Source organism: Planobispora rosea (assembly GCF_014648175.1).
GTDB classification, from domain to species: Bacteria; Actinomycetota; Actinomycetes; order Streptosporangiales; family Streptosporangiaceae; genus Planobispora; species Planobispora rosea.
This window is the reverse complement of sequence record NZ_BMQP01000019.1, coordinates 96501-115203: the sequence shown is the minus strand read 5'-3', so window position 1 is coordinate 115203 and position 18703 is coordinate 96501. Positions and strand designations below refer to the sequence as shown.

The window sequence follows — 18703 nt, the reverse complement described above, 5'->3', positions numbered from 1 at the left end:
TTCGCGGTGGGTGAGCCGGTCCCCCGGGGCCCCCGCCGATCGGCCGCGGCCGGCTCGTCCACGGCCATCCGCGGGAGGGGGCGCCGGTGCGCCTCGTTCGAGGGCCCTCGCGGTGGCTCGCAGACAGATGTTCTGGTACGCATGCGCGTATGGATCTGCTGCGCACTCCCGACGAGCGCTTCGCCGCCCTGCCCGACTTCCCCTACCCGCCGCGCTACGTCGATCTTCCCGACGGCCCGCGTATGGCCTGCGTCGACGAGGGCGAGGGCCCCGTCGTGCTGCTTCTGCACGGTGAGCCGTCGTGGTCGTTCCTGTACCGGCACGTCATCCGGGTGCTGGTGGACGGCGGCTGCCGCGCCGTGGCCCCCGACATGATCGGCTTCGGCCGCTCCGACAAACCGGCCGCGGTCGCCGACCACACCTACGCCCGCCACATCGCCTGGACGGCCGCGTTCGTCGACGCCCTCGGCCTCAAGGACGTCACGCTCGTCGGCCAGGACTGGGGCGGCCTCATCGGCCTGCGCCTGGCCGTGGCCGACCCCGGCCGCTACGCGCGGATCGTGGCCGCCAACACCGGCCTGCCGACCGGTGACTTCCCGATGCCGCAGACCTGGCTGCGTTTCCGCGAGGCCGTGCGCCACGCGGGCGCGACGTTCGACGTGCCGCGCGGCATCCAGGCCGGCTGCACGAGCACGCTGCCACCCGAGGTGCTGGCCGCCTACGACGCGCCCTTCCCCGACGACACCTACAAGGCGGGTCCCCGGGCCATGCCCGGCCTGGTCCCCGCCGAGCCGGACGACGTCGAGGCCCAGCCGAACCGCGAGGCCTGGGAGGCCCTGCGCACCTGGAGCAAGCCCTTCCTGGTCGCCTTCAGCGACCGTGACCCGATCACCGGCCCCATGGCGGGGGTGTTCCAGAGTCTCGTGCCGGGCGCGCAGGGGATCGACCACCCGGTGCTGGAGGGCGCCGGCCACTTCCTGCAGGAGGACGCAGGCGAGCGCCTCGGCCACGAAATCGTGCGCTTCGTCCGGAACTGAGAGCTCGCGGCACTGGACCAACGCGCTCCCGGCACTGCACCAACGCGTTCCCGCCAACCCGCCGCCTCCCGGAACGGCGCCTACGCGGCCCGGCGACTCGTGGCCGGACAGGAACAGCGGAGCGACCCGGCGGGTGGCGCTGCCTGCGGTCATGCGGGGTAGGACAACAGTTGTCAACGGCCGACGGCGGACGCCGGGGCCGACGGGGGCGAGGAACCACATGCCGGACCAGGAGCGGGAAGAATCGCTGGTGACGTTGCTGGAGGACATCACCGCGATCTTCGATATCACCGAGGATCCGCGCTCAGCGGCCCAGGCGATGCTGCACGCGGTGCGGAAGATGATCGGCTGGCCGCTGGGCCATCTGTGGGTACCCGACGGTCCCGAGGGCGCGCTCGTCTCCTCCGGCGTCTGGGCGGGATCCATCGAACACTTCCCGCACCTGCGCGAGGCCACGGCACAGGCCAGCCTGCCGGTGGGAACCGGCGCCGCCGGTCAGGCCGTCGCCGCCGGCAGGCCGCTGTGGTCGCGCGACCTCACCGGCGACCCGCTGTTCGCGCATGTCCATGACGACGCGGCGGTGGAGGCCAGAGCGGCGCTGACGGTGCCGGTGACGACCGGTGACGGCGTGGCCGTGGTGCTGGAGTTCTTCTGTCCCGAGGTGCTCGCCCCGGATGAGCCGCTGCTGCGGATCCTCGCCAGCCTGAGCCGCCAGATGGGCCGGATGGCCGAGCACTGGCTCGCCCGCCAGGAGACACGGACCGTCAGACGCCAGCTGGAGCAGGTGATCGAAACCTCGGTCGAGGCATTCGTCTCCACCGATGCCGATGAACGCATCATCGGCTGGAACGCCGCCGCCGAGCGCATGTTCGGACTGTCGCGCCGGGAGGCCCTCGGCAGGATCATGAGCCATACGATCGTGCCGGTCCGCTATCGGGCCCTCTACCGGCAGGAGCGGGAGAACTTCCTGGCCACCGGCCGATCGTCGACGCTGGGACGCAGACTGCAGGTGGCCGCGATCCGCGCTGACGGCAGCGAGTTCCCGGTCGAGACGGTCATCTGGGCCACCCGGGAAGCCGGGGTCTGGACCTTCAACGCCTTCCTGCACGACATCACCGACCGCCGCCGCGCCGAACAGGCTCTGCGCCAGGCCTACACCCAGGAACAGGCCACCGTGGCGCGCCTGGAGGAGCTGGACCACGCCAAGAGCGTGTTCATCGACACCATCGGCTACGAGCTGAGCACCCCGCTGGCGGGCATCCTCGGCTACCTGGAAATCCTCACCACCACCGACGACGAAGCGCTGCCGGCCGAGCGGCGCGTCCGGATGATGCGGGCCGTGACCGACAACGCCGTGCGGCTGCAGAAACTGATCGAGGACGTCCTCACGGTCAACGCCACCATCGGCAGATCGCGGGAGATCACTCCCGCTCCGACGACGGTGCAGGAGGTCATCGCCGAGGCGGTGCGTAAAGCGGAGTCCGAGACCCGTTCCGGCGAACATCCCGTCCGGGCGCGCGTCGACGCCGGCCTGCCGACCCTGCATGCCGACCACGGCCTGCTGGTGCGCGCGGTGAGCGCGTTGTTGTCCAACGCGGGCAAGTTCTCCGCGACCGGGACCCCGATCACCGTGCACGCCTCGCACTCCGGTGACGCGGTGGCGATCGCCGTCAGCGACTCGGGGATGGGGATCAGCGCCGACGAGCTGCCGCATGTCTTCGACCGTTTCTACCGCACCGCCGCCGCCCGCCAGGCGGCCATCCAGGGCATCGGATTGGGACTGGCCATCGCCAAGGACATCGCCGAGGCCCACGGCGGCACCCTCACCGCCGGCAGCGTCCCGGGAGAGGGCTCGACCTTCACCCTCACTCTTCCCTGCCCGCGATCCGGCACCTGAAGATCGGCGGGCCGCCCCCGGAACCCCGGGTGTCACAGGAAGGCTGCCACCAGGGCGGCGAACTCCTCGCAGGTGACGACCTTCACGCCCAGCTCCTCGGCCTTGGCCTTCTTCGAGCCCGCCTTCTCGCCGGCGACCAGCAGCGCGGTCCTGGCCGAGACGCTGCCCGAGGCCCTGCCGCCGGCGCGTTCGATGAGCTCGTTGACCTGGTTGCGGGACAGCTCCGCCAGCGGGCCGCCCATCGCCCCGGTGGCCACCACGGACATGCCGGCCAGCGGCAGCCCGGCGGCCGGTTCAGCGCCCTGACCGCCCTGGCCGCCCTGGCCGCCCTGGCCGTCCTTGCCGTCGGACGCGGCGGGGGCGGGGGCGGCGCCGGGCTCGGTCATGTTGACGCCCGCGGCGACGAGCTTGTCGATCAGCGGGCGCAGCTCGGCCAGCTCGGCGACCACCACCGGCGCCTTCTCCGGGCCGATGCCCTCGACGGCCTGCAGGTCCTCGGCGGTGGCCGCCAGGATCGCTTCCATCGTGCCGAAGTGGCGGGCGATGCGGCGGCTCATCGACCGGCCGGTGCCGCGCACGCCGAGCGCGCAGAACACCCGGCTGAGCGGCCGGGTCTTGGCGGCCTCGATGGCGGCCAGCAGCTTGCCGGTGCTGACCTCGCCCATGCGCTCCAGGCCGAGGACCCGCTCGCGGGTCAGGAAGAACAGGTCGGTGAAGTCGGCGATGAGGCCGGCCTCCAGCAGCTGGACGATGCGGGATTCGGCCAGGGTCTCGATGTCGAGCTGGTCGCGGCCGGCGGCGTAGACGATGGAGGCCAGCGCGCGGCAGGCCCGCCCCCGCACGCACCGCCAGCGCTCCTGTGCGGTGTCGATGGCGTCACCGCAGTTCGGGCAGACCTCGGGGAAGACGATCGGCTGCTCGCGCCCGGTGCGCAGATGCACGACCGGGGCCTCGATCCGGGGGATGACGTCGCCGGCCTTGTAGACGGTTACCGAGTCGCCCAGCATCAGGCCGCGGCGGGTGATGTCGGCCGGATTGTGGAGTGTGGCGTAGGTGACGACGCTGCCGTCGAGCTCGACCGGTTCCAGTACGGCGCGCGGGGCGATGACGCCGGTCCGGCCCACCGCCCACTCCACGCCGACCAGCTTGGTGATCTTCTCGACGGCCGGGAGTTTGTAGGCGATCGCCCAGCGCGGCGCCCGCGAGCTGAACCCGGCCTGGGCCTGGTCGGTGGCGAGGTCGGCCTTGACGACGATGCCGTCGATGCCGAACGGCAGCCCGGCCCGGGCGGCGGCGATCTGCTCGATGCGGGCCTGGATCTCCTCCACCGCGGTGGCGACGATCCCGGCGACCGGGGTGCCGGCGGTGGTGGCCACGCCCCAGGCGGCGACCTGGTCCATGATCTGGCTGTGCGGCAGGGTGCGCAGCCGGGTCGCGAGCTCGGAGGCGTCGCCGGGAGGCAGCGGCAGCGCGCCGTAGCCGAAGAAGGTCAGCTCGCACACGTACGGCCGGTCCTGGGCCCGCAGGGTGCCGGCGGCGGCGCTGCGGGGGTTGGCGAACGTGGTGCCGTCATGGGCCTGACGCTTGGCGCACGCGGCCTCGAACTGCTCGGCGGTCATCATGACCTCGCCGCGGATCTCCACCGTGACCGGCTCGGCGAGCTTCTCGGGCAGGCCGATGACGGTGCCGATGGCGTGGCTGACGTCCTCGCCGGCGGCGCCGTCGCCTCTCGTGACGAGCTGGACCAGGCGGCCGGCCCGGTAGCGGGCCGAGATGGCCATGCCGTCGAGCTTGGGCTCCACGCTCCACGCGGTGACGCCGCGGCCTATGCGGCGCTCCAGCCCGGCCACCCACCGGGCGAGGTCCTCGGGTGAGAAGACGTTGTCCAGGCTGAGCATCGGCGTGGTGTGCGGGACGTCGCCCTCGACCGCGCCGCCGGCGACCTTGCCCGTGGGGGAGTCCGGCAGCACGTGGCCGGGATGGCCGGCCTCGTAGGCGGCGATGCCGCGCACCAGCCGGTCGTAGGCGTCGTCGTCGAGCCGGGAGGTGCCGTCGCCGTAGTAGGCGGCCGCGGAGTCGACCGCCAGCTGCACGGCTTCGGCGTAGGCGGACCGGTCGGCCAGGACGGTGGGGGAGGGCGCGTCGTTCATGGGGCCATCCTCTCGGGCGGCACCGACATTCTCCGATCGGAAAACACGATGTGAGCTGGGGAGCCGCCGGATCGGGGGTCGGTCGCGGGGCGGGCGAGGCAGCCGGCTCGCGCCCGTCACCGAGGAGGTCACCTCGCGCGATCTTCCCGTCACCGGGGGTTCCCCGCCGCCCGGTCGAGGGCCCGGCGCAGGGCCGTACCGGAGAAGGCGGGCAGCACCGCGGCCAGGTGACCGTCCGGCCGGACCAGGTGCACACTGTCGTCGCGGGCGCGCAGCGCGCGGGTCACCACGCCCGCGGCGTCGATGCCGGACAGGCCGTACACCGTGACGGGAGGCCCGCCCGCGCAGGCCGTCCGGGCCTCCTCGACGCGGTCGGCGCGCGCCGTCAGCACCGTGAACCCGGAACCGAACAGCCGCCGCAGCCGCGTCGCCCGGCCCGCGACGGTCACCGGCCCGTCGGGGCAGATGACCCCGGGCAGCGGCGGGCGCACCGCGCCCGGCTCGGCCGGCACGGAGCCGCCGAAGGTGGTCAGCGGCGAGTCCGTGTACCAGTACGGCTCGGCCAGTTTGCCGGAGTCGATCTCGGCACGGGCGGCGGGGTCGGTCAGGGCGCGGGCGAGGGCCGAGCGCCGCCGCTCCCACCGTTCCTCGTCCTGCGGCACCAGGAACGCCATCGTGTTCCCGGTGATCCTCAGGTTCTCCAGGGCGGCGGCCCGCCGCTCCAGCGCGTAGCTGTCCAGCAGGCCCTCGCCGCCCAGGGCGAGCTTCCAGGCCAGGTTCTCGGCGTCCTGGATGCCGGAGTTCAGGCCGCGGGCGCCGAAGGGCGCGTACAGGTGCGCGGCGTCCCCGGCCAGGAAGACCCGGCCGCGCCGGAAACAGGAGGCGACCCGCTCGTGGAAGCGGTACAGGGACCGCCAGACGATCTCGTACGGCCGCTCGCCGGTGATGCGCCGCACCATGGCGTCGATGTCGGCCGTGGCCGCGTCGAACGCGGGCGGCACCTGCCAGTCGATCCGCCAGACCGAGTCCGGGCACGGGTGGACCAGCACCTGCCGCCCGGGGTTCCACGGCGGGTCGAAGTGGAAGCGGCGCTCGTCGGGGAAGGGCAGGTCGGCCTTGATGTCGCAGATGAGGAACAGGTCGTCGAAGGAGCGGCCGGGAAAGCCGATCCCGGCCAGCCGGCGGACGGCGCTGCGCGCGCCGTCCGCGCCGACCAGGTGGGTGCCCCGCACGCCGCCCGCCGCGCCGGCGTCCACCTCGACCCCGTCGCCGTCCTGCCGGTAGCCGGTGACCGCGTGCCCGGAACGGAGCTCGACCAGCGGCTCGTCCCGTACCCGGGCCAGCAGCAGCTCCTCCACCCGCGCCTGGGAGATGTTGATCCACGGGGGGAAGTGGCTCCCGCCCGGGTCGGGGAAGGTGACGGAGAACAGCTCCCGCTCGCGGTAGTAGGTGCGCCCGGTGGTCCAGGTGACGCCCTCGGCGACCATCTCCTCGGCGCAGCCGACGCGGTCGAGGACGTCCAGCACGTCGCGCTGGAAGCAGATCGCCCTCGACCCCTCCGCGTCCCGGTACGGCCGGGCCTCCAGCACCACGCTCGGCACCCGCCGGCGGGCCAGCAGCAGGGCCAGCGTCAGGCCGACCGGCCCGGCCCCGGCGATCACGACTGGAGCGCGTTCCATACCTCTCGGTCCCTCTCGGCGGTCCAGATCACCGGCCGGTCGACGCCGGACAGCTCGTCCCACAGGCGCGAGACGTTGAACGGCATGCAGTGCTCGAAGATCGGCCAGCGGCCGTAGCGGGGCTCCAGGGCGGCGTGCGCCGCCGCGAACGCCTCCTTGAGCGTGCCGCCGGCGGCGTGGACGCGGCCGACCCGGTCCAGCATGGTGGTCAGGAAATCACGGGTCTGCCCGATGGCGGCCTCCACCGCCTCCCGGCCGCGGGTGACCGCGCCGCGCCCGCCGACGAGTGTCTCGGCACCGAAGGCGGCGACCCGGTCGAGAGTGGTCGTGGCCCAGGGGCGGTGGAAGGCGTCGCCGGTGTACAGCGCGGCCCGGGACTCGACCAGGTCCCCGGCGAACATGATCCTGTGGCGGGGCAGCCAGGCGACGAGGTCGCCCTCGGTGTGGCCCCGCCCGCAGTGGGCCAGGACCAGCTCACCGCGGTCCCCGCCCAGGTCGATGGTGAGCCGGTCGGAGAACGTCACATCCGGCCAGGTCAGGCCGGGGATCGAGGCGGGCTCCCGGAACAGCCGGGGCATGCGGGCCAGCTCGGAGGCCCAGTCCTGCCTGCCGCGCTCGGTGATCAGTTTCCGGGTGCCGTCGTGCGCGACGATCACATCGGCGCCGAAGGCGGAGGCGCCCAGCGTGCGCACCGCGTGGTAGTGCGACAGGACGAGATGGCGGACCGGCTTGTCGGTGTGCTCGCGCAGGCGCTCCAGCCACGCGCGGGCGGCGACCGGGGTGGCGAGGGCCTCGAAGCACACCAGGAAGTCCTCGCCCTCGATCGCGCCGACGTTGGGGTCGCCCTCGGCGGTCAGGGCGTAGACCCCGTCGGCGAGCACCTCCAGGGTCTGCTGCCTGTCGGCCAGGTCGGCGGAGGAGGCGAACGGCTTTTCGGTCATGAACGAGCTGTACACCCCGCCGCGGCCCATGGCCAGGGTGAGGGACCTTCCGGTGGGGCCGGCGGGCGCCCGCCGACCCCACCGCACGGCGGTGTCCCGTCCGCCGGGCCGTACGGCCGGTGGTTCAGCCGCCGGGGCGCACGGCGATGTCGACGACCTGGCGGTTCCCGGGGAACGCGCCGATCTGGACGGCCGCGCCGGTCAGGAGGTCGACGGAGTGGAAGCGGTAGCCGCCGTCGGTCTTCAGCGTGGCGTAGGCGGTGTTGGAGACGGTGACGCCGTCGCGCAGGGTGCTGAAGACGTCGAACCCCGCGCCGCCGGTCGCGTCCACCCCGAGCCTGCCCGTGGGGGCGAGGCTGCCGGCGTTCGCCGGGGACTGGACCGAGACCTGGTCGGCGGTGGTGTCCAGGTCGAACAGCGTGGTCGCGGTGGCCGCGCTGAGGTCGTTGTTGGTGTACCCGGCGCCCGAGACCCCGGTCGCGGTCGCGCCGGTCGTGGCGGGCGGGACCGGCGGGCCGGTGAGGGTGCCGTCGGTCGCCGTGGTCCCCGCGGCGGGCGCGCCCGCCGGGTCGTCGATGTTGTGCCGCAGGTTCTGCCCGGTGTCGCTGATCACCCGGAGGCGGTTGGCCGCGGGGTTGAAGTCGACGCCGAAGACCGTACCGTCGAGCGCCACGGTGAGCTGGGAGACCTTCCTGGCCTTCGCGTCACCGCCGACGGTGTAGACGCCGCCCTTGTCGCCCACGGCGTACAGCTTCCGGTCCTGGACGCGGAAGTCGATGCCGACGACCCCGGTGTCGCCCGCCAGTCCAGTGATCTTTCCCAGCCGCGTCGTCCGGGCGGGGGCGTCGGCCCTGAAGGTGACCAGGGTGCCGTCGCCGGTCAGGCCGACGACCTTGGGTGCCGCGGGCGCCGCAGAGCCCTGCGCGTACGCGGGAGCCGCGGCTCCCACGCACGCGCAGGCCGCCGCGACCGCGAGGGCCAGCTTCTTGCGCATCGTTCGTCTCCTCTGCTCGGGAAGGTGCGTGCCCTCCATTCGCGCGGGTCCGGTGCATGGATGCCTCCGCGGGCGGGGTGGCGGGATCACCGTTGCCGATCCGGACGAGAGACGAGGGGGCAGCCTTCGCCGCGGAGGGCGTCATGACCAGCCGGTCCGCATCAGATCGGCAACGGATGACCGGGGCTATGGACAGCGCGGTTCCCTGGCGGAGATTCTGTCGGCCAATCCCCCCAAGTGGCCCAAGTGGTAAGGATCGCCCGTGGACTCCGCTCTGACCACTGTCTTTCTTCCCTCCGCCCTCGCCGTCATCATGTTCGGGCTCGGCCTGGGGCTGACCGTGGCGGACTTCCGCCGCGTGGTCGTCTATCCCAAGGCCGCCTTCGTCGCCCTGCTCTGCCAGATCGTCGTGCTCCCGCTGATCTGCTTCGGGCTGGTCCTCGCCTTCGGCCTGGCACCCGGTCTCGCCGTCGGCATGATGCTGCTGGCCGCCTCGCCGGGCGGTACCAGCGCCAACCTCTACAGCCACCTGTTCGGCGGGGACGTCGCGCTCAACGTGACGCTGACCGCGATCAACTCCGTCCTCGCCGTCTTCACCCTGCCGCTGGTCACCAACCTGGCCATCGCCCACTTCGCGGGTGGGGACGGCCAGGTCGGCCTGCAGTTCGACAAGACCGCGCAGGTCTTCCTGATCGTGCTGATCCCCGTCGCGGTCGGCATGGCGGTCCGGGCGAGGTTCGTCCGCTTCGCCCAGCGGATGGAGAAGCCCGTCAAGATTCTCTCCGCGGTGATCCTGCTGGCCGTGATCGCCGGGGCGATCGTCAAGGAGGCGGCGAACCTCGGCGGCTACCTCGCCTCGGTCGGCCTGATCACCCTGGTGTTCAGCGTCCTGAGCCTGGCCGTCGGCTACTGGGCGCCGCGTCTGAGCGGGGTGGAGCCCCGCCAGGCCATCGCCTCCTGCATGGAGATCGGCATCCACAACAGCACCCTGGCCATCACCGTGGCGATCAGCCTGCTGGGCAGCACCGAGATCGCCGTCCCGGCGGCCGTCTACGGCGTGCTGATGTTCTTCACCGCGGCCGCCGCCGGGATTCTCCTGCGGCGGAGCGCGGCGCGGAGCGCCACCGTCCCCGCCTGAAACCCGGTCCCCGCCTGGGACACCGCGGGCCGGGCGCGCGCCCGGCCCGGCCCGGCCCGCGGACGTTCAGCGGGCGCGCCGTACGGCCGCCAGCGCCGGGATCACCGAGGCGGCCAGCGTCAGCACCAGGCAGCCTCCGGCCGCGCCGAGCACGACCGGCCACGGGACGATCAGTTCCACGGCCGAGCCGATCCCCGCGGCCAGCGCGGACCGCACGCCCAGCAGCGCGGGCAGCGCGACCGCCGCGCCGAGTGCGGTGCCGAGCGCGGCCACGATGACCGACTCGGCGGCGACCGTCCCGAGCACCTGCCGGGGAGTGGCCCCCGACATCCGCAGCACCCGGAAGTCGGGGGCCCGGTCCACCGTGGACATCATCATCGTGTTCGCGACCGCCAGGCCGGTGTAGCCCACCGCCATGCCGACCAGGATCAGCGTGAAGATCCAGACCAGCCGGTCGTCCTCGTCCCGCTCGGCCCTGGCGTAGGCGTCCGCGGTGAGCACCCGGCCGCCGAGGATCTCGCCGGGCACGGCGGCGCCGGTGAGGATCTCCTCGGTCAGCGCCGAGGGGTCGTGGGACCGTACGGCGTCACGGGGGAGCAGCACGGCGGCCGGGGCGTCGGCGGCGACGGCCGTGACCGGCAGCGTCTCGGTACGGCCGTCCTCGAACGTCAGCGGCAGTCGCGTGCCGGGCCGCCAGCCGTGCCCGTCCGCCAGCCAGCGCGCCACGACCACCCCGTCTCCGCCCGCCCGGTCCGCGAGGGAGCCCTCCACGACCCGCAGCAGGTCCGCCGACCGGGCCAGCGCCTCCGGGGTGACCCCCACGGCCTCCAGCGGCGGCATCCCCTCGGCGTACACCGTGGTGGGCAGCGTCGCGATCCCGTCCACCGCGGCGACGACGGCGTCCGACAGGCCGGGCGTGCCGTCGGGCACGACCACCGCCCGCGCCTGGACCGCCGTGGTCCGGCCCGTCGCGACCGCGCCCGCCATCGTCTGGACCATGCCGGTGACCAGGACGGCGAAGCCCACGGTGACCAGCACCGGCGCGGTCGTGGACGCGGTACGGCGCACCGCCGCCAGCATGCCCTCGCGCACCAGCACGCCGGTCGCCCCCCGGCCGCGGGTCAGCGGCCACGACAGCGCCCGCACGACCGGCGGGACGATCGCCGGGGCCAGCAGGGTCAGCGCCAGGATCAGCGCCATCGCGGCGTACAGCGCGCGGGTGGCGGAGTCCGGCCCGGCCCCGGCCGCGGAGACGGCGAGCCAGGTCCCCGCCGCGGTGAACACCGCCCCGCCGATCCACCGCGGCGGCGTCATCGGCCGCCGGTCCGCGGCCGCCTCGCGCAGCGCCTCCATCGGACGCACCCGCCCGGCCCGCCGGGAGGCCGACCAGACCCCGAGCAGCGCGACCACCAGCCCGGCGCCGAACGCGGCGGCCGGCGGCCACGCTTCGATCCGGACCGAGAAGCCCGGCGGCTCGATCCCCGCCTCCACCAGCAGGCCGCCGAACGCGGGCGCCAGTGCGGCGCCGAGCACCGCCCCGGCCGCGGACGCGGCGGAACCGACCGCCAGCGCCTCGCCGTACACCATCCGCCGCACCTGCCGGGGCGTGGCCCCGACCAGCCGCAGCAGCCCGAACTCGCGCCGCCGCTGGACCACGCCGAACGCGAACGTGGACGCCACCACGAACACCGACACGAATCCGGAGACGGCCGTCATGGCCGCCAGGATCTGCATGCCGATCCACCGGGTCCGCTCGTCGGCCCGCGACTCCAGCGCCGCCCGCGCGTCCCCGGAGAGCACCTCGCCCGCGCCGCCGACGATCGCGCGGGCCGCGCTCTCCACCCGCGCCGGATCCGCGTCCGGCGCGGTCACCAGGCCGATGACCCGTACCCCGCCGGACAACCTGGCCGCCGCCGCGTCGGTCACGTGGAACCCGGGCGCGTCGAGGGTTCCGGTGACGGTGTACGGCACCGGCCCGGCGGCGGTGAGCAGGGTGACCGGGGAGCCGGGGGCGAGCCCGAGCGCCCGGTCCAGCACGACCTCGCCGTCCCGGGCGGGAGCCTTCCCGCTCACCAGCCGGTACGGTGCCAGCGCCGTGCTCGACCAGCCGTACCCCCGCACGTCTCCCGGGACGGGGCGTCCGCCGGCGACGGCCTGGGCGTAGAAGGGGCGGTCGGGGACGACGGCCGTCACACCGGGGATGCCGCGCAGGCGGCCGGCCAGGGCGGCGGCGGTCTCCGGGGACCAGGGGCGGTCCTGCAGGAAGCCCCCTTCGGCCTGCTCGATGACCGGGGTGCGCACCAGCACGGGCGTACCCGCGTACCGGCCGGGGACCTGCGGCGAGGCCGACATCTGGATGAGCGCGGTCATCGAGATGAGCGCCACGCCCAGGCAGAGGGCGACGAACGCCCCGGCGAAGCCGGCCCACCGGCCCCGCACCATCGCCATACCCGTCCTCAGCACGACGCCTCCAGGGCGGCCATCCGCGACGCGATCAGCTCGGGGCTCAGCCCCGGTCCGGCCGGTGCGCGGCCCGCCGCGCCACCGGAGCCGGAGCCACCGGAGCCGGAGCCACCGGAGCCGGCGTGCCCGGGATCAGCGTGCCCGGGATCAGCGTGCCCGGGATCAGCGTGCCCGGGATCAGCGTGCCCGGGATCAGCGTGCCCGGGACCGGTGTCGGCTGCGGTGAACTCGTCCACCACCCGGCCGTCGGCCAGCAGGAGCACCCGGTCGGCGTAGGACGCGGCGACCGGGTCGTGGGTCACCATGACCACCGTCTGACCCCGGCGGCCGGTGAGGTCGCGCAGCAGCCTGAGCACGTCCCGCGAGGTCGCCCGGTCCAGCGCGCCCGTGGGCTCGTCGGCGAAGAGCACCGACGGCCGGGTGACCAGCGCGCGGGCGATCGCCACCCGCTGCTGCTCCCCGCCGGACAGCTCGCCCGGCCGGTGCCGGGCCCGGTCCGCCAGCCCCACCTCGGCCAGCGCCGCCCGCACCTCCACGCCCCGAGGCCGGAGCCCGGCCAGCCGGAGCGGCAGCGCCACGTTCTGCTCGGCGGTCAGGGCCGAGACGAGGTTGAAGGCCTGGAACACGAACCCGATCCGCCTGCGGCGCAGCAGGGTCAGCGCGGTCTCGCCCAGCGGGCCGAGGTCGGTCCCGTCGATGATCACTTTGCCGTCGGTGGGCCGGTCCAGCCCGGCCGCGCAGTGCAGCAGGGTGGACTTGCCGGAGCCGGAGGGGCCCATCACGGCGGTGAAGGTGCCCGCCCGGAAGGAGACGGTCACATCGTCCAGCGCGGTCACCTCGCCGGCCGCGGAGCCGTACACCTTGCGCACGGACCACAGCTGGACGGGCTCGTCCGTCACCGCGCGCGGCGTCGTGGAAGCGGAAGTCGTCATGGGGCAAGCCAACTGCGGGCCGGTCCCGCGGCACATTGGCGGTGGTGCGAGGAACGGGACTACACCTGGCACTACTGCGCCCTCCCACGGGGAGTGGTTACGGTCGGATCATGAATCTCCGGCGAAAGGCTCCGCCGTGACGCTCAGGGCCGGCCGGACCGTGCTGGAGGCGCTCACCCGGCAGCCGCTGGGCTTCCTGCGCTCCTCGTGGCCGTGGCGGTCCCTGGGGTACCTGCTGTCCGGCGCGCTGTTCGGGATCGCCGCGCTCACCCTGATCGAAGTCGCCGTCCTCCTCGGTGCTCCCGTGGCCCTGGCACTCGGCACGCTCACCGTGGCGTGCGGCGGGTTCGTGGTCGGGCGGCTCGAGCGGTGGCGGCTGCGGCTGATCGACTCCGCGCCCGTCCCGGACGCGCACGGCACGCCTCCCGGGCCGGGCCCGCGCGCCTGGCTGCGCACCCGCCTGCGGGAGGAGGCCACCTGGCGGGAGTTCGGGTACACGCTGCTCGCGCTGCTCGTCCTGGGGTGGATCGACCTGACGGTGGTCGGCCTGTCCTTCTGGTTCCCCCTCATGCTCCTGTCGGGGCCGTTCCAGCCGGACGCGTCACTGGGGCTGGGACTGGGCACGGCCGTGGCCGGGGCCGTGCTCCTGCCGATCGCGGCCTACCCCATGGCGGCCTGGGCCGGGACGCGGGCGACGCTGACCCGGGTGATCCTCGCCCCCCGTGACGCCGAGCTGGTCGAGGTCGTCCGCTCCCGGGCCCGCCTGGTGGACGCCTTCGAGCTGGAGCGGCGCCGGATCGAGCGGGACCTGCACGACGGCGCGCAGCAGCGGCTGGTCGCGCTCACGCTGACGCTGGGGATGGCCGGACTGGACCTGGAACCGGGTTCCCCGGCGGCCGTGCGGGTCGCCGAGGCGCACGAGCAGGCGCTGCTCGCCCTGGCCGAGCTGCGCGAGCTGATCCGCGGCGTGCACCCGAAGGTCCTCACCGACCTGGGTCTGCCCGACGCCGCCTCGGACGTGGCCGGGCGCTCGCCCGTCCCGGCCGAGGTCGACATCGTGCTGCCCGGCAGGCTGCCCGCCCCGATCGAGGCCGCGGCCTACTTCGTGATCACCGAGGCGCTCGCCAACGTCGCCAGGCACAGCCGGGCGGGCCGCTGCCGGATCCGGGGCCGCATGGCGGGGGAGACGTTCATGATGGAGATCCGCGACGACGGGATCGGCGGGGCCGATCCGGCCGGGGGGACCGGGCTGGCCGGGCTGGCCGACCGGGTCGCGGCGGTGGGCGGCGGGATCTCGGTGTCCAGTCCGGCCGGGGGGCCGACCGTGGTGCGGGTGGAGATCCCGTGCGGGTGATCCCGGCCGGAGGGCGATTCGTCGATCATGGTTCCGGTGGAGGGCGTAGGGTGATCGTGATCGGGAGAGGTGCGTTGTGCGGGTAGTCATGGCGGAGGACTCCGTACTGCTCCGTGAGGGGCTGGTCGGCCTGCTGGAGCGCTTCGGTCACACCGTGGCCGCCGCCGTGGGCGACGCCCCCGCTCTCGTCGCCGCCGTCGAGGAGCACGCGCCGGACATCGTGGTGACCGACGTGCGGATGCCCCCCGGTTTCACCGACGAGGGCCTGCGCGCCGCCCTCACCCTGCGCCGGGCGCGTCCCGCCCTCCCCGTGCTGGTCCTCAGCCAGTACGTCCAGCAGGCGTATGTCGAGGAGATCATGGGGCCGGGCATCGGCTACCTGCTCAAGGACCGGATCGGCCACGTGACGGAGTTCGCCGACGCGCTGGAGCGGGTGGCGGCCGGAGGCACGGTCGTGGACCCCGAGGTGGTCAAACAGCTCCTCGCCCGGCGCCGGGACCCGCTCCAGCGCCTCACCCCGCGGGAGCGCGAGGTCCTCGCCCTGGTCGCGGAGGGCCGCTCCAACGCGGCGGTCGCCCGCGCGCTCGTGGTGACCGAGGCCGCCGTCGCCAAGCACATCGCCGGCATCCTCACCAAGCTCGACCTGCCCCCGGCCCCGGACGACCACCGCCGGGTCCTGGCCGTCCTGGCCTACCTGAGATCCTGAACCCCGGCCGTCCGTCCTGTCCGCCGCCGGCCGGTTTCCCGGAACCTCACCCGGTCGCGGCCGAACGCCGCCGGAGCACGGCCAGAGCCCATTCGCCCCACCGCTGATTCTCGCGTTCGAAGGCCAGACCGCGCATCAGCGTCAGATAGGGGCCGACGCGCTCGGCGCGCGCCAGGTACTCCTCCTCGCCGCGGCCGTCCAGCAACCGGGCGCGCAGCCGCTCGTATCGGGCGATCTTGGCTTGGGCCCAGGCCATGCGCTCCTCGACGGCGGCTCGCACGGCCTCGACGTCACCGGCGTCAACGGCCTGCACCTTGACCATCAGCTCGTCGCGGATCGCACCCGGCCGCGGCGGCGCGGCGGTGAACTCGTGCAGCACGCGGCGTCCGGTCCCGGTCAGGGAGAAAAGCCGCTTGTCGGGGCGGCGCTCCTGCCGGACGACCCGTGCCCGGACCAGGCCCTCGGCCTGCATTCTGTCCAGCTCCCGGTACAGCTGCTGGGGCGTGGCCATCCAGAAGTTGGCCACCGACGCGTCGAACCCCTTGGCCAGGTCGTATCCGGACGCCTCACCCTCCAGCAGCGCGGCCATCACCGCGTGGCGCAACGACACGCGCCCAAGGTAGCACCGTGCCGGCCGCTGAGCCTGCCGGCGTGATACCGCTCGATCACGGCGGTGCGTGAGCCGACGAGGTCCCGGCACGTCCGCCGCGAGGAGAGATCCCCGTGCGAGCGTCATCCGGTTCGAATCCGGGGGCGGGCCTCGACAGGCAGGGAGCGATGGTGCCGCCAGGCTCGCAGGGCCTCGTGGCGACCGGCGCCGGGGTGGGCCGCGTGCCAGTCGCGAAGGAAGCGGTTGAGCTCGAACTGGGCGCCGATCTGAGAGGGCGGGGCCTGACGCGTCGCGTGCCAGTGCCGTACGGCCTCTCCGAGGGTGCGCCCGGCGCCGGTGGCGATGAACTCGCGCATCGCGGCGTCGAAGTGGAAGGCGGCACCGATCCGCTCCCGGAAGAAGGCGCGCAGCTGCTGGCTGCAGCGCTGTCCGTCGGGAAGCACGGTGTCCGGCGTCAGCGGCTCGGGCAACCGGGCTGCCGGTGGCCTGCGGGCCGCCGGGGGCGGCTGCGGGAGGGGGCGGCCGTCCAGGGCCGCCGCCAGACGGGCCAGCAGGTCGTGCTTGCCGCCGCCGGTGCCGGCGCCGATCCGCCGGGCGAGGGCGACCAGCTCGTCCTTGCGCCAGTACCAGCGCATCAGCTCCTGTCCGGTCAGCTCGGGGGTGAGGGCGGGGCGGAGGTCGGTCATGGGGACGAGAATGGCAGAGGCGCCCGACAATCCCCGGCGCCCCTGCGATCCGGGCGCCCGTCCCGGAAAACAGAGTGCGGGAAAAGAGGGCGGGAAAGAGGCCGGAAAAAGCCGGGAAAAAAGACGGCGGATCGTGCCGGTCCGTTGTCCGATCCGGCGCGTCGGCTCCGACGTCCCAGGCAGATCCGGTCTTCAGAAAGGACTGCGCACCATGGGCAAGGTGATCGCGAGCGCGACGGTGTCGCTGGACGGGTTCATCGCCGACGAGTCCGGCCAGGTGGGCCCGCTCTTCGACTGGTACGGCAACGGGGACGTCCCCTTCAACGGCGGCGACCCGGAGCGGGTCTTCCACGTGTCGGCCGCCAGCGCCGCCTACATGGAGCGGACCTGGCCGCGGATCGGAGCGGCCGTGATCGGTCGCCGGCTGTTCGACCTCACCAACGGCTGGAACGGCCGCCCCGCAGCCGGTGACGCCGTCTTCGTGGTGACCCACGAACCGCCGGCGGACTGGCCGTTCCCCGAGGCGCCGTTCACGTTCGTCACCGACGGTCTGGCGAGCGCGATCGCCCAGGCCAAGACCGCCGCCGGGGACAAGGACGTGTCGCTGACCGGCGGCGACCTGCTCGGCCAGGCCCTGGCCGCCGGCCTGGTGGACGAACTCCAGGTCGACCTGGTCCCGGTGGTCTTCGGCAAGGGCGTACGGTTCTTCGGCGCCTACGACGGCCCGCTGGTGCTCCTCGGCGACCCGGAGATCGTCCAAGGCGACCGCGTCACTCACCTCCGGTACGACGTGCGCCGGTAGCGCGCGGCTCGGCTCGCACGCGGGCGCTCCTGCCCGCCCTCCAGCGTGGTCGGCGGTGCGACGGGACGGCTGCCGATGCCTGGACAACGCCTCCCGGCGGAACTACTGTCAGCCGTGAATAGTAAACAAATTGACTAGGGGTGGGCATGCATCCGTTCCGCCAGGCCGTCGAGGCACGCGACGCCGCGGCCGTGGAAGCGCTTCTCGCCGACGACGTCGTGTTCATCAGTCCGGTCGCCTACAAGCCGTATCCCGGCAAGGCCATCACGGCGGCGATCCTGCGCGGCGTCATGAGAGTCTTCGAGGACTTCCACTACGTCCGGGAGATCGCCGACGCCGGCGGCCGTGACCACGTGCTCATGTTCCGGGCGACGGTGAACGGCAGGCAGGTCCACGGTTCCGATTTCCTGCACTTCGACGACGACGGCCTCATCGGCGAGCTCACCGTCATGGTCCGGCCGCTGTCGGGAGCGAACGCGCTGGCCGAGGCGATGGGCGCCCAGTTCGAACGGATCCGGCGCGAGGCGATGGGGGAGGTCGCGCCGCCGGCGGTGTGACCTCCGCCGGCCCACCGTCGCGGACCGCGGTGTCAGGGCGGGAACGGCTGCCGGCCGACGTCGCTCACCGCCGGGTACGGGCCCCGCGACGTGCCGGTCGGCCGGCGCTCAGATGCCGAACGCCGCCAGGGTCGCCCACGCCGAGCCCGCGCCGCTGACCACCCCGGCGGCGACCTGGGCCCAGGTGTGGTGCTCGAGCCGTACCCGGGCCCAGCAGATCAGCGCCACGAGCAGCGCGCCCGCCGTCAGGGTCGGTACGGCCGGCAGCACGTGGGCCAGGAGCACCACCGTGCCCGCCGACACGGCCGCGTGGAAGGAGATCTTCCACCGCAGGGTGATCGGGACCGTCAGGGCGAGCGCGGCCAGCATGGCGGTCACCGTGGCCACCAGGAGCCGGGGCGCGTCCAGGACGGCCAGCAGCACCAGCGCCGCGATCACCGCGACCATCGCCACCAGCAGCGGCCTGGTCCGGCTCGCGCGGTCCACCAGGTGGTGGGAGTCCAGCCGCCCGGCGCGGACCCCGGCCATGATCACTCCGGCCGGGACCCCGCCGCACAGCGCCGAGGCCATCAGCCCCCAGCCGGCGCCCGGCCAGCCGCCGGTCATCAGCCCGATGACCGGCGGCAGCCCGATGACCAGCGCCTGCGGGGCGAACAGCCCGGTCACCCAGCGCGCGACCCGGGTGCCCGCGCTGGAGTCGCCGGAGTCGATCGGCGCGTCCGCCGGGGAGCCCGGCACCGCCTCCTGCTCGGCCATC

General features: G+C 74.0%; 16 protein-coding genes. 7 read left to right on the top strand and 9 right to left on the bottom strand.

Annotation, left to right across the window (positions count from 1 at the left end):
• Positions 1-149 precede the first annotated feature (149 nt).
• Positions 150-1037 (top strand): haloalkane dehalogenase, encoded by an 888-nt coding sequence (locus IEZ08_RS20300; protein WP_189242682.1) that lies wholly within the window; start codon positions 150-152, stop codon positions 1035-1037.
• Between the two features lie 220 nt (positions 1038-1257).
• Positions 1258-2934 carry a sensor histidine kinase gene (locus IEZ08_RS20295; protein ID WP_189242681.1) on the top strand — a complete coding sequence of 559 codons (1677 nt, stop codon included), beginning with the start codon at positions 1258-1260 and terminating at the stop codon, positions 2932-2934.
• 32 nt (positions 2935-2966) lie between these two features.
• On the opposite strand, the gene ligA is transcribed toward IEZ08_RS20295, so the two are convergent.
• From ligA to IEZ08_RS20275, 4 genes are all read right to left on the bottom strand, one after another.
• A complete protein-coding gene (ligA, locus tag IEZ08_RS20290; RefSeq protein ID WP_189242680.1) occupies positions 2967-5084 on the bottom strand; it encodes an NAD-dependent DNA ligase LigA in 2118 nt (705 codons plus the stop codon).
• Positions 5085-5233: 149 nt separating this feature from the next.
• On the bottom strand, positions 5234-6763 hold the full coding sequence (locus tag IEZ08_RS20285) for an FAD-dependent monooxygenase (RefSeq protein ID WP_068924279.1): 1530 nt from the start codon (positions 6761-6763) through the stop codon (positions 5234-5236).
• On the bottom strand, positions 6742-7704 hold the full coding sequence (locus IEZ08_RS20280) for an MBL fold metallo-hydrolase (RefSeq protein WP_068928912.1): 963 nt from the start codon (positions 7702-7704) through the stop codon (positions 6742-6744). The genes IEZ08_RS20285 and IEZ08_RS20280 overlap by 22 nt, the downstream gene beginning before the upstream one ends.
• 124 nt (positions 7705-7828) lie before the next feature.
• Positions 7829-8698: a DUF4394 domain-containing protein gene (locus IEZ08_RS20275; protein WP_068924278.1), complete on the bottom strand. Its 870-nt coding sequence runs from the start codon at positions 8696-8698 to the stop codon at positions 7829-7831.
• Between the two features lie 262 nt (positions 8699-8960).
• Here IEZ08_RS20275 and IEZ08_RS20270 point away from each other — a divergent pair, with 262 nt between their 5' ends.
• On the top strand, positions 8961-9836 hold the full coding sequence (locus tag IEZ08_RS20270; protein ID WP_068924277.1) for a bile acid:sodium symporter family protein: 876 nt from the start codon (positions 8961-8963) through the stop codon (positions 9834-9836).
• Between the two features lie 66 nt (positions 9837-9902).
• Here the strand turns inward: IEZ08_RS20270 and IEZ08_RS20265 are convergent, their stop codons facing one another.
• Both IEZ08_RS20265 and IEZ08_RS20260 read right to left on the bottom strand, forming a co-directional pair.
• Positions 9903-12299: an ABC transporter permease gene (locus IEZ08_RS20265; protein ID WP_203863421.1), complete on the bottom strand. Its 2397-nt coding sequence runs from the start codon at positions 12297-12299 to the stop codon at positions 9903-9905.
• Positions 12293-13231 (bottom strand): ABC transporter ATP-binding protein, encoded by a 939-nt coding sequence (locus IEZ08_RS20260; RefSeq protein ID WP_189242679.1) that lies wholly within the window; start codon positions 13229-13231, stop codon positions 12293-12295. The genes IEZ08_RS20265 and IEZ08_RS20260 overlap by 7 nt, the downstream gene beginning before the upstream one ends.
• Before the next feature lie 136 nt (positions 13232-13367).
• Between IEZ08_RS20260 and IEZ08_RS20255 the strand changes: the two genes are divergently transcribed.
• A complete protein-coding gene (locus IEZ08_RS20255; protein ID WP_229803329.1) occupies positions 13368-14585 on the top strand; it encodes a sensor histidine kinase in 1218 nt (405 codons plus the stop codon).
• A gap of 88 nt (positions 14586-14673) precedes the next feature.
• Positions 14674-15291 carry a response regulator gene (locus IEZ08_RS20250; RefSeq protein ID WP_189242690.1) on the top strand — a complete coding sequence of 206 codons (618 nt, stop codon included), beginning with the start codon at positions 14674-14676 and terminating at the stop codon, positions 15289-15291.
• 46 nt (positions 15292-15337) lie between these two features.
• Here IEZ08_RS20250 and IEZ08_RS20245 read toward each other — a convergent pair whose 3' ends face one another.
• Complete coding sequence (locus IEZ08_RS20245; protein ID WP_176728537.1) at positions 15338-15901, bottom strand: PadR family transcriptional regulator; 564 nt, start codon at positions 15899-15901, stop codon at positions 15338-15340.
• Positions 15902-16023: 122 nt separating this feature from the next.
• On the bottom strand, positions 16024-16587 hold the full coding sequence (locus IEZ08_RS20240) for a DUF6434 domain-containing protein (protein WP_068924272.1): 564 nt from the start codon (positions 16585-16587) through the stop codon (positions 16024-16026).
• 211 nt (positions 16588-16798) lie between these two features.
• On the opposite strand from IEZ08_RS20240, the gene IEZ08_RS20235 reads away from it, so the two are divergent.
• Together IEZ08_RS20235 and IEZ08_RS20230 are read left to right on the top strand one after the other, a co-directional pair.
• A complete protein-coding gene (locus IEZ08_RS20235) occupies positions 16799-17389 on the top strand; it encodes a dihydrofolate reductase family protein (protein WP_189242677.1) in 591 nt (196 codons plus the stop codon).
• 146 nt (positions 17390-17535) lie between these two features.
• Positions 17536-17946: a nuclear transport factor 2 family protein gene (locus IEZ08_RS20230; protein ID WP_189242676.1), complete on the top strand. Its 411-nt coding sequence runs from the start codon at positions 17536-17538 to the stop codon at positions 17944-17946.
• 108 nt (positions 17947-18054) lie between these two features.
• Here the strand turns inward: IEZ08_RS20230 and IEZ08_RS20225 are convergent, their stop codons facing one another.
• Entirely contained in the window at positions 18055-18702 is a 648-nt protein-coding gene (locus IEZ08_RS20225) for a phosphatase PAP2 family protein (RefSeq protein WP_068924270.1), read from the bottom strand.
• Position 18703: the final 1 nt, after the last annotated feature.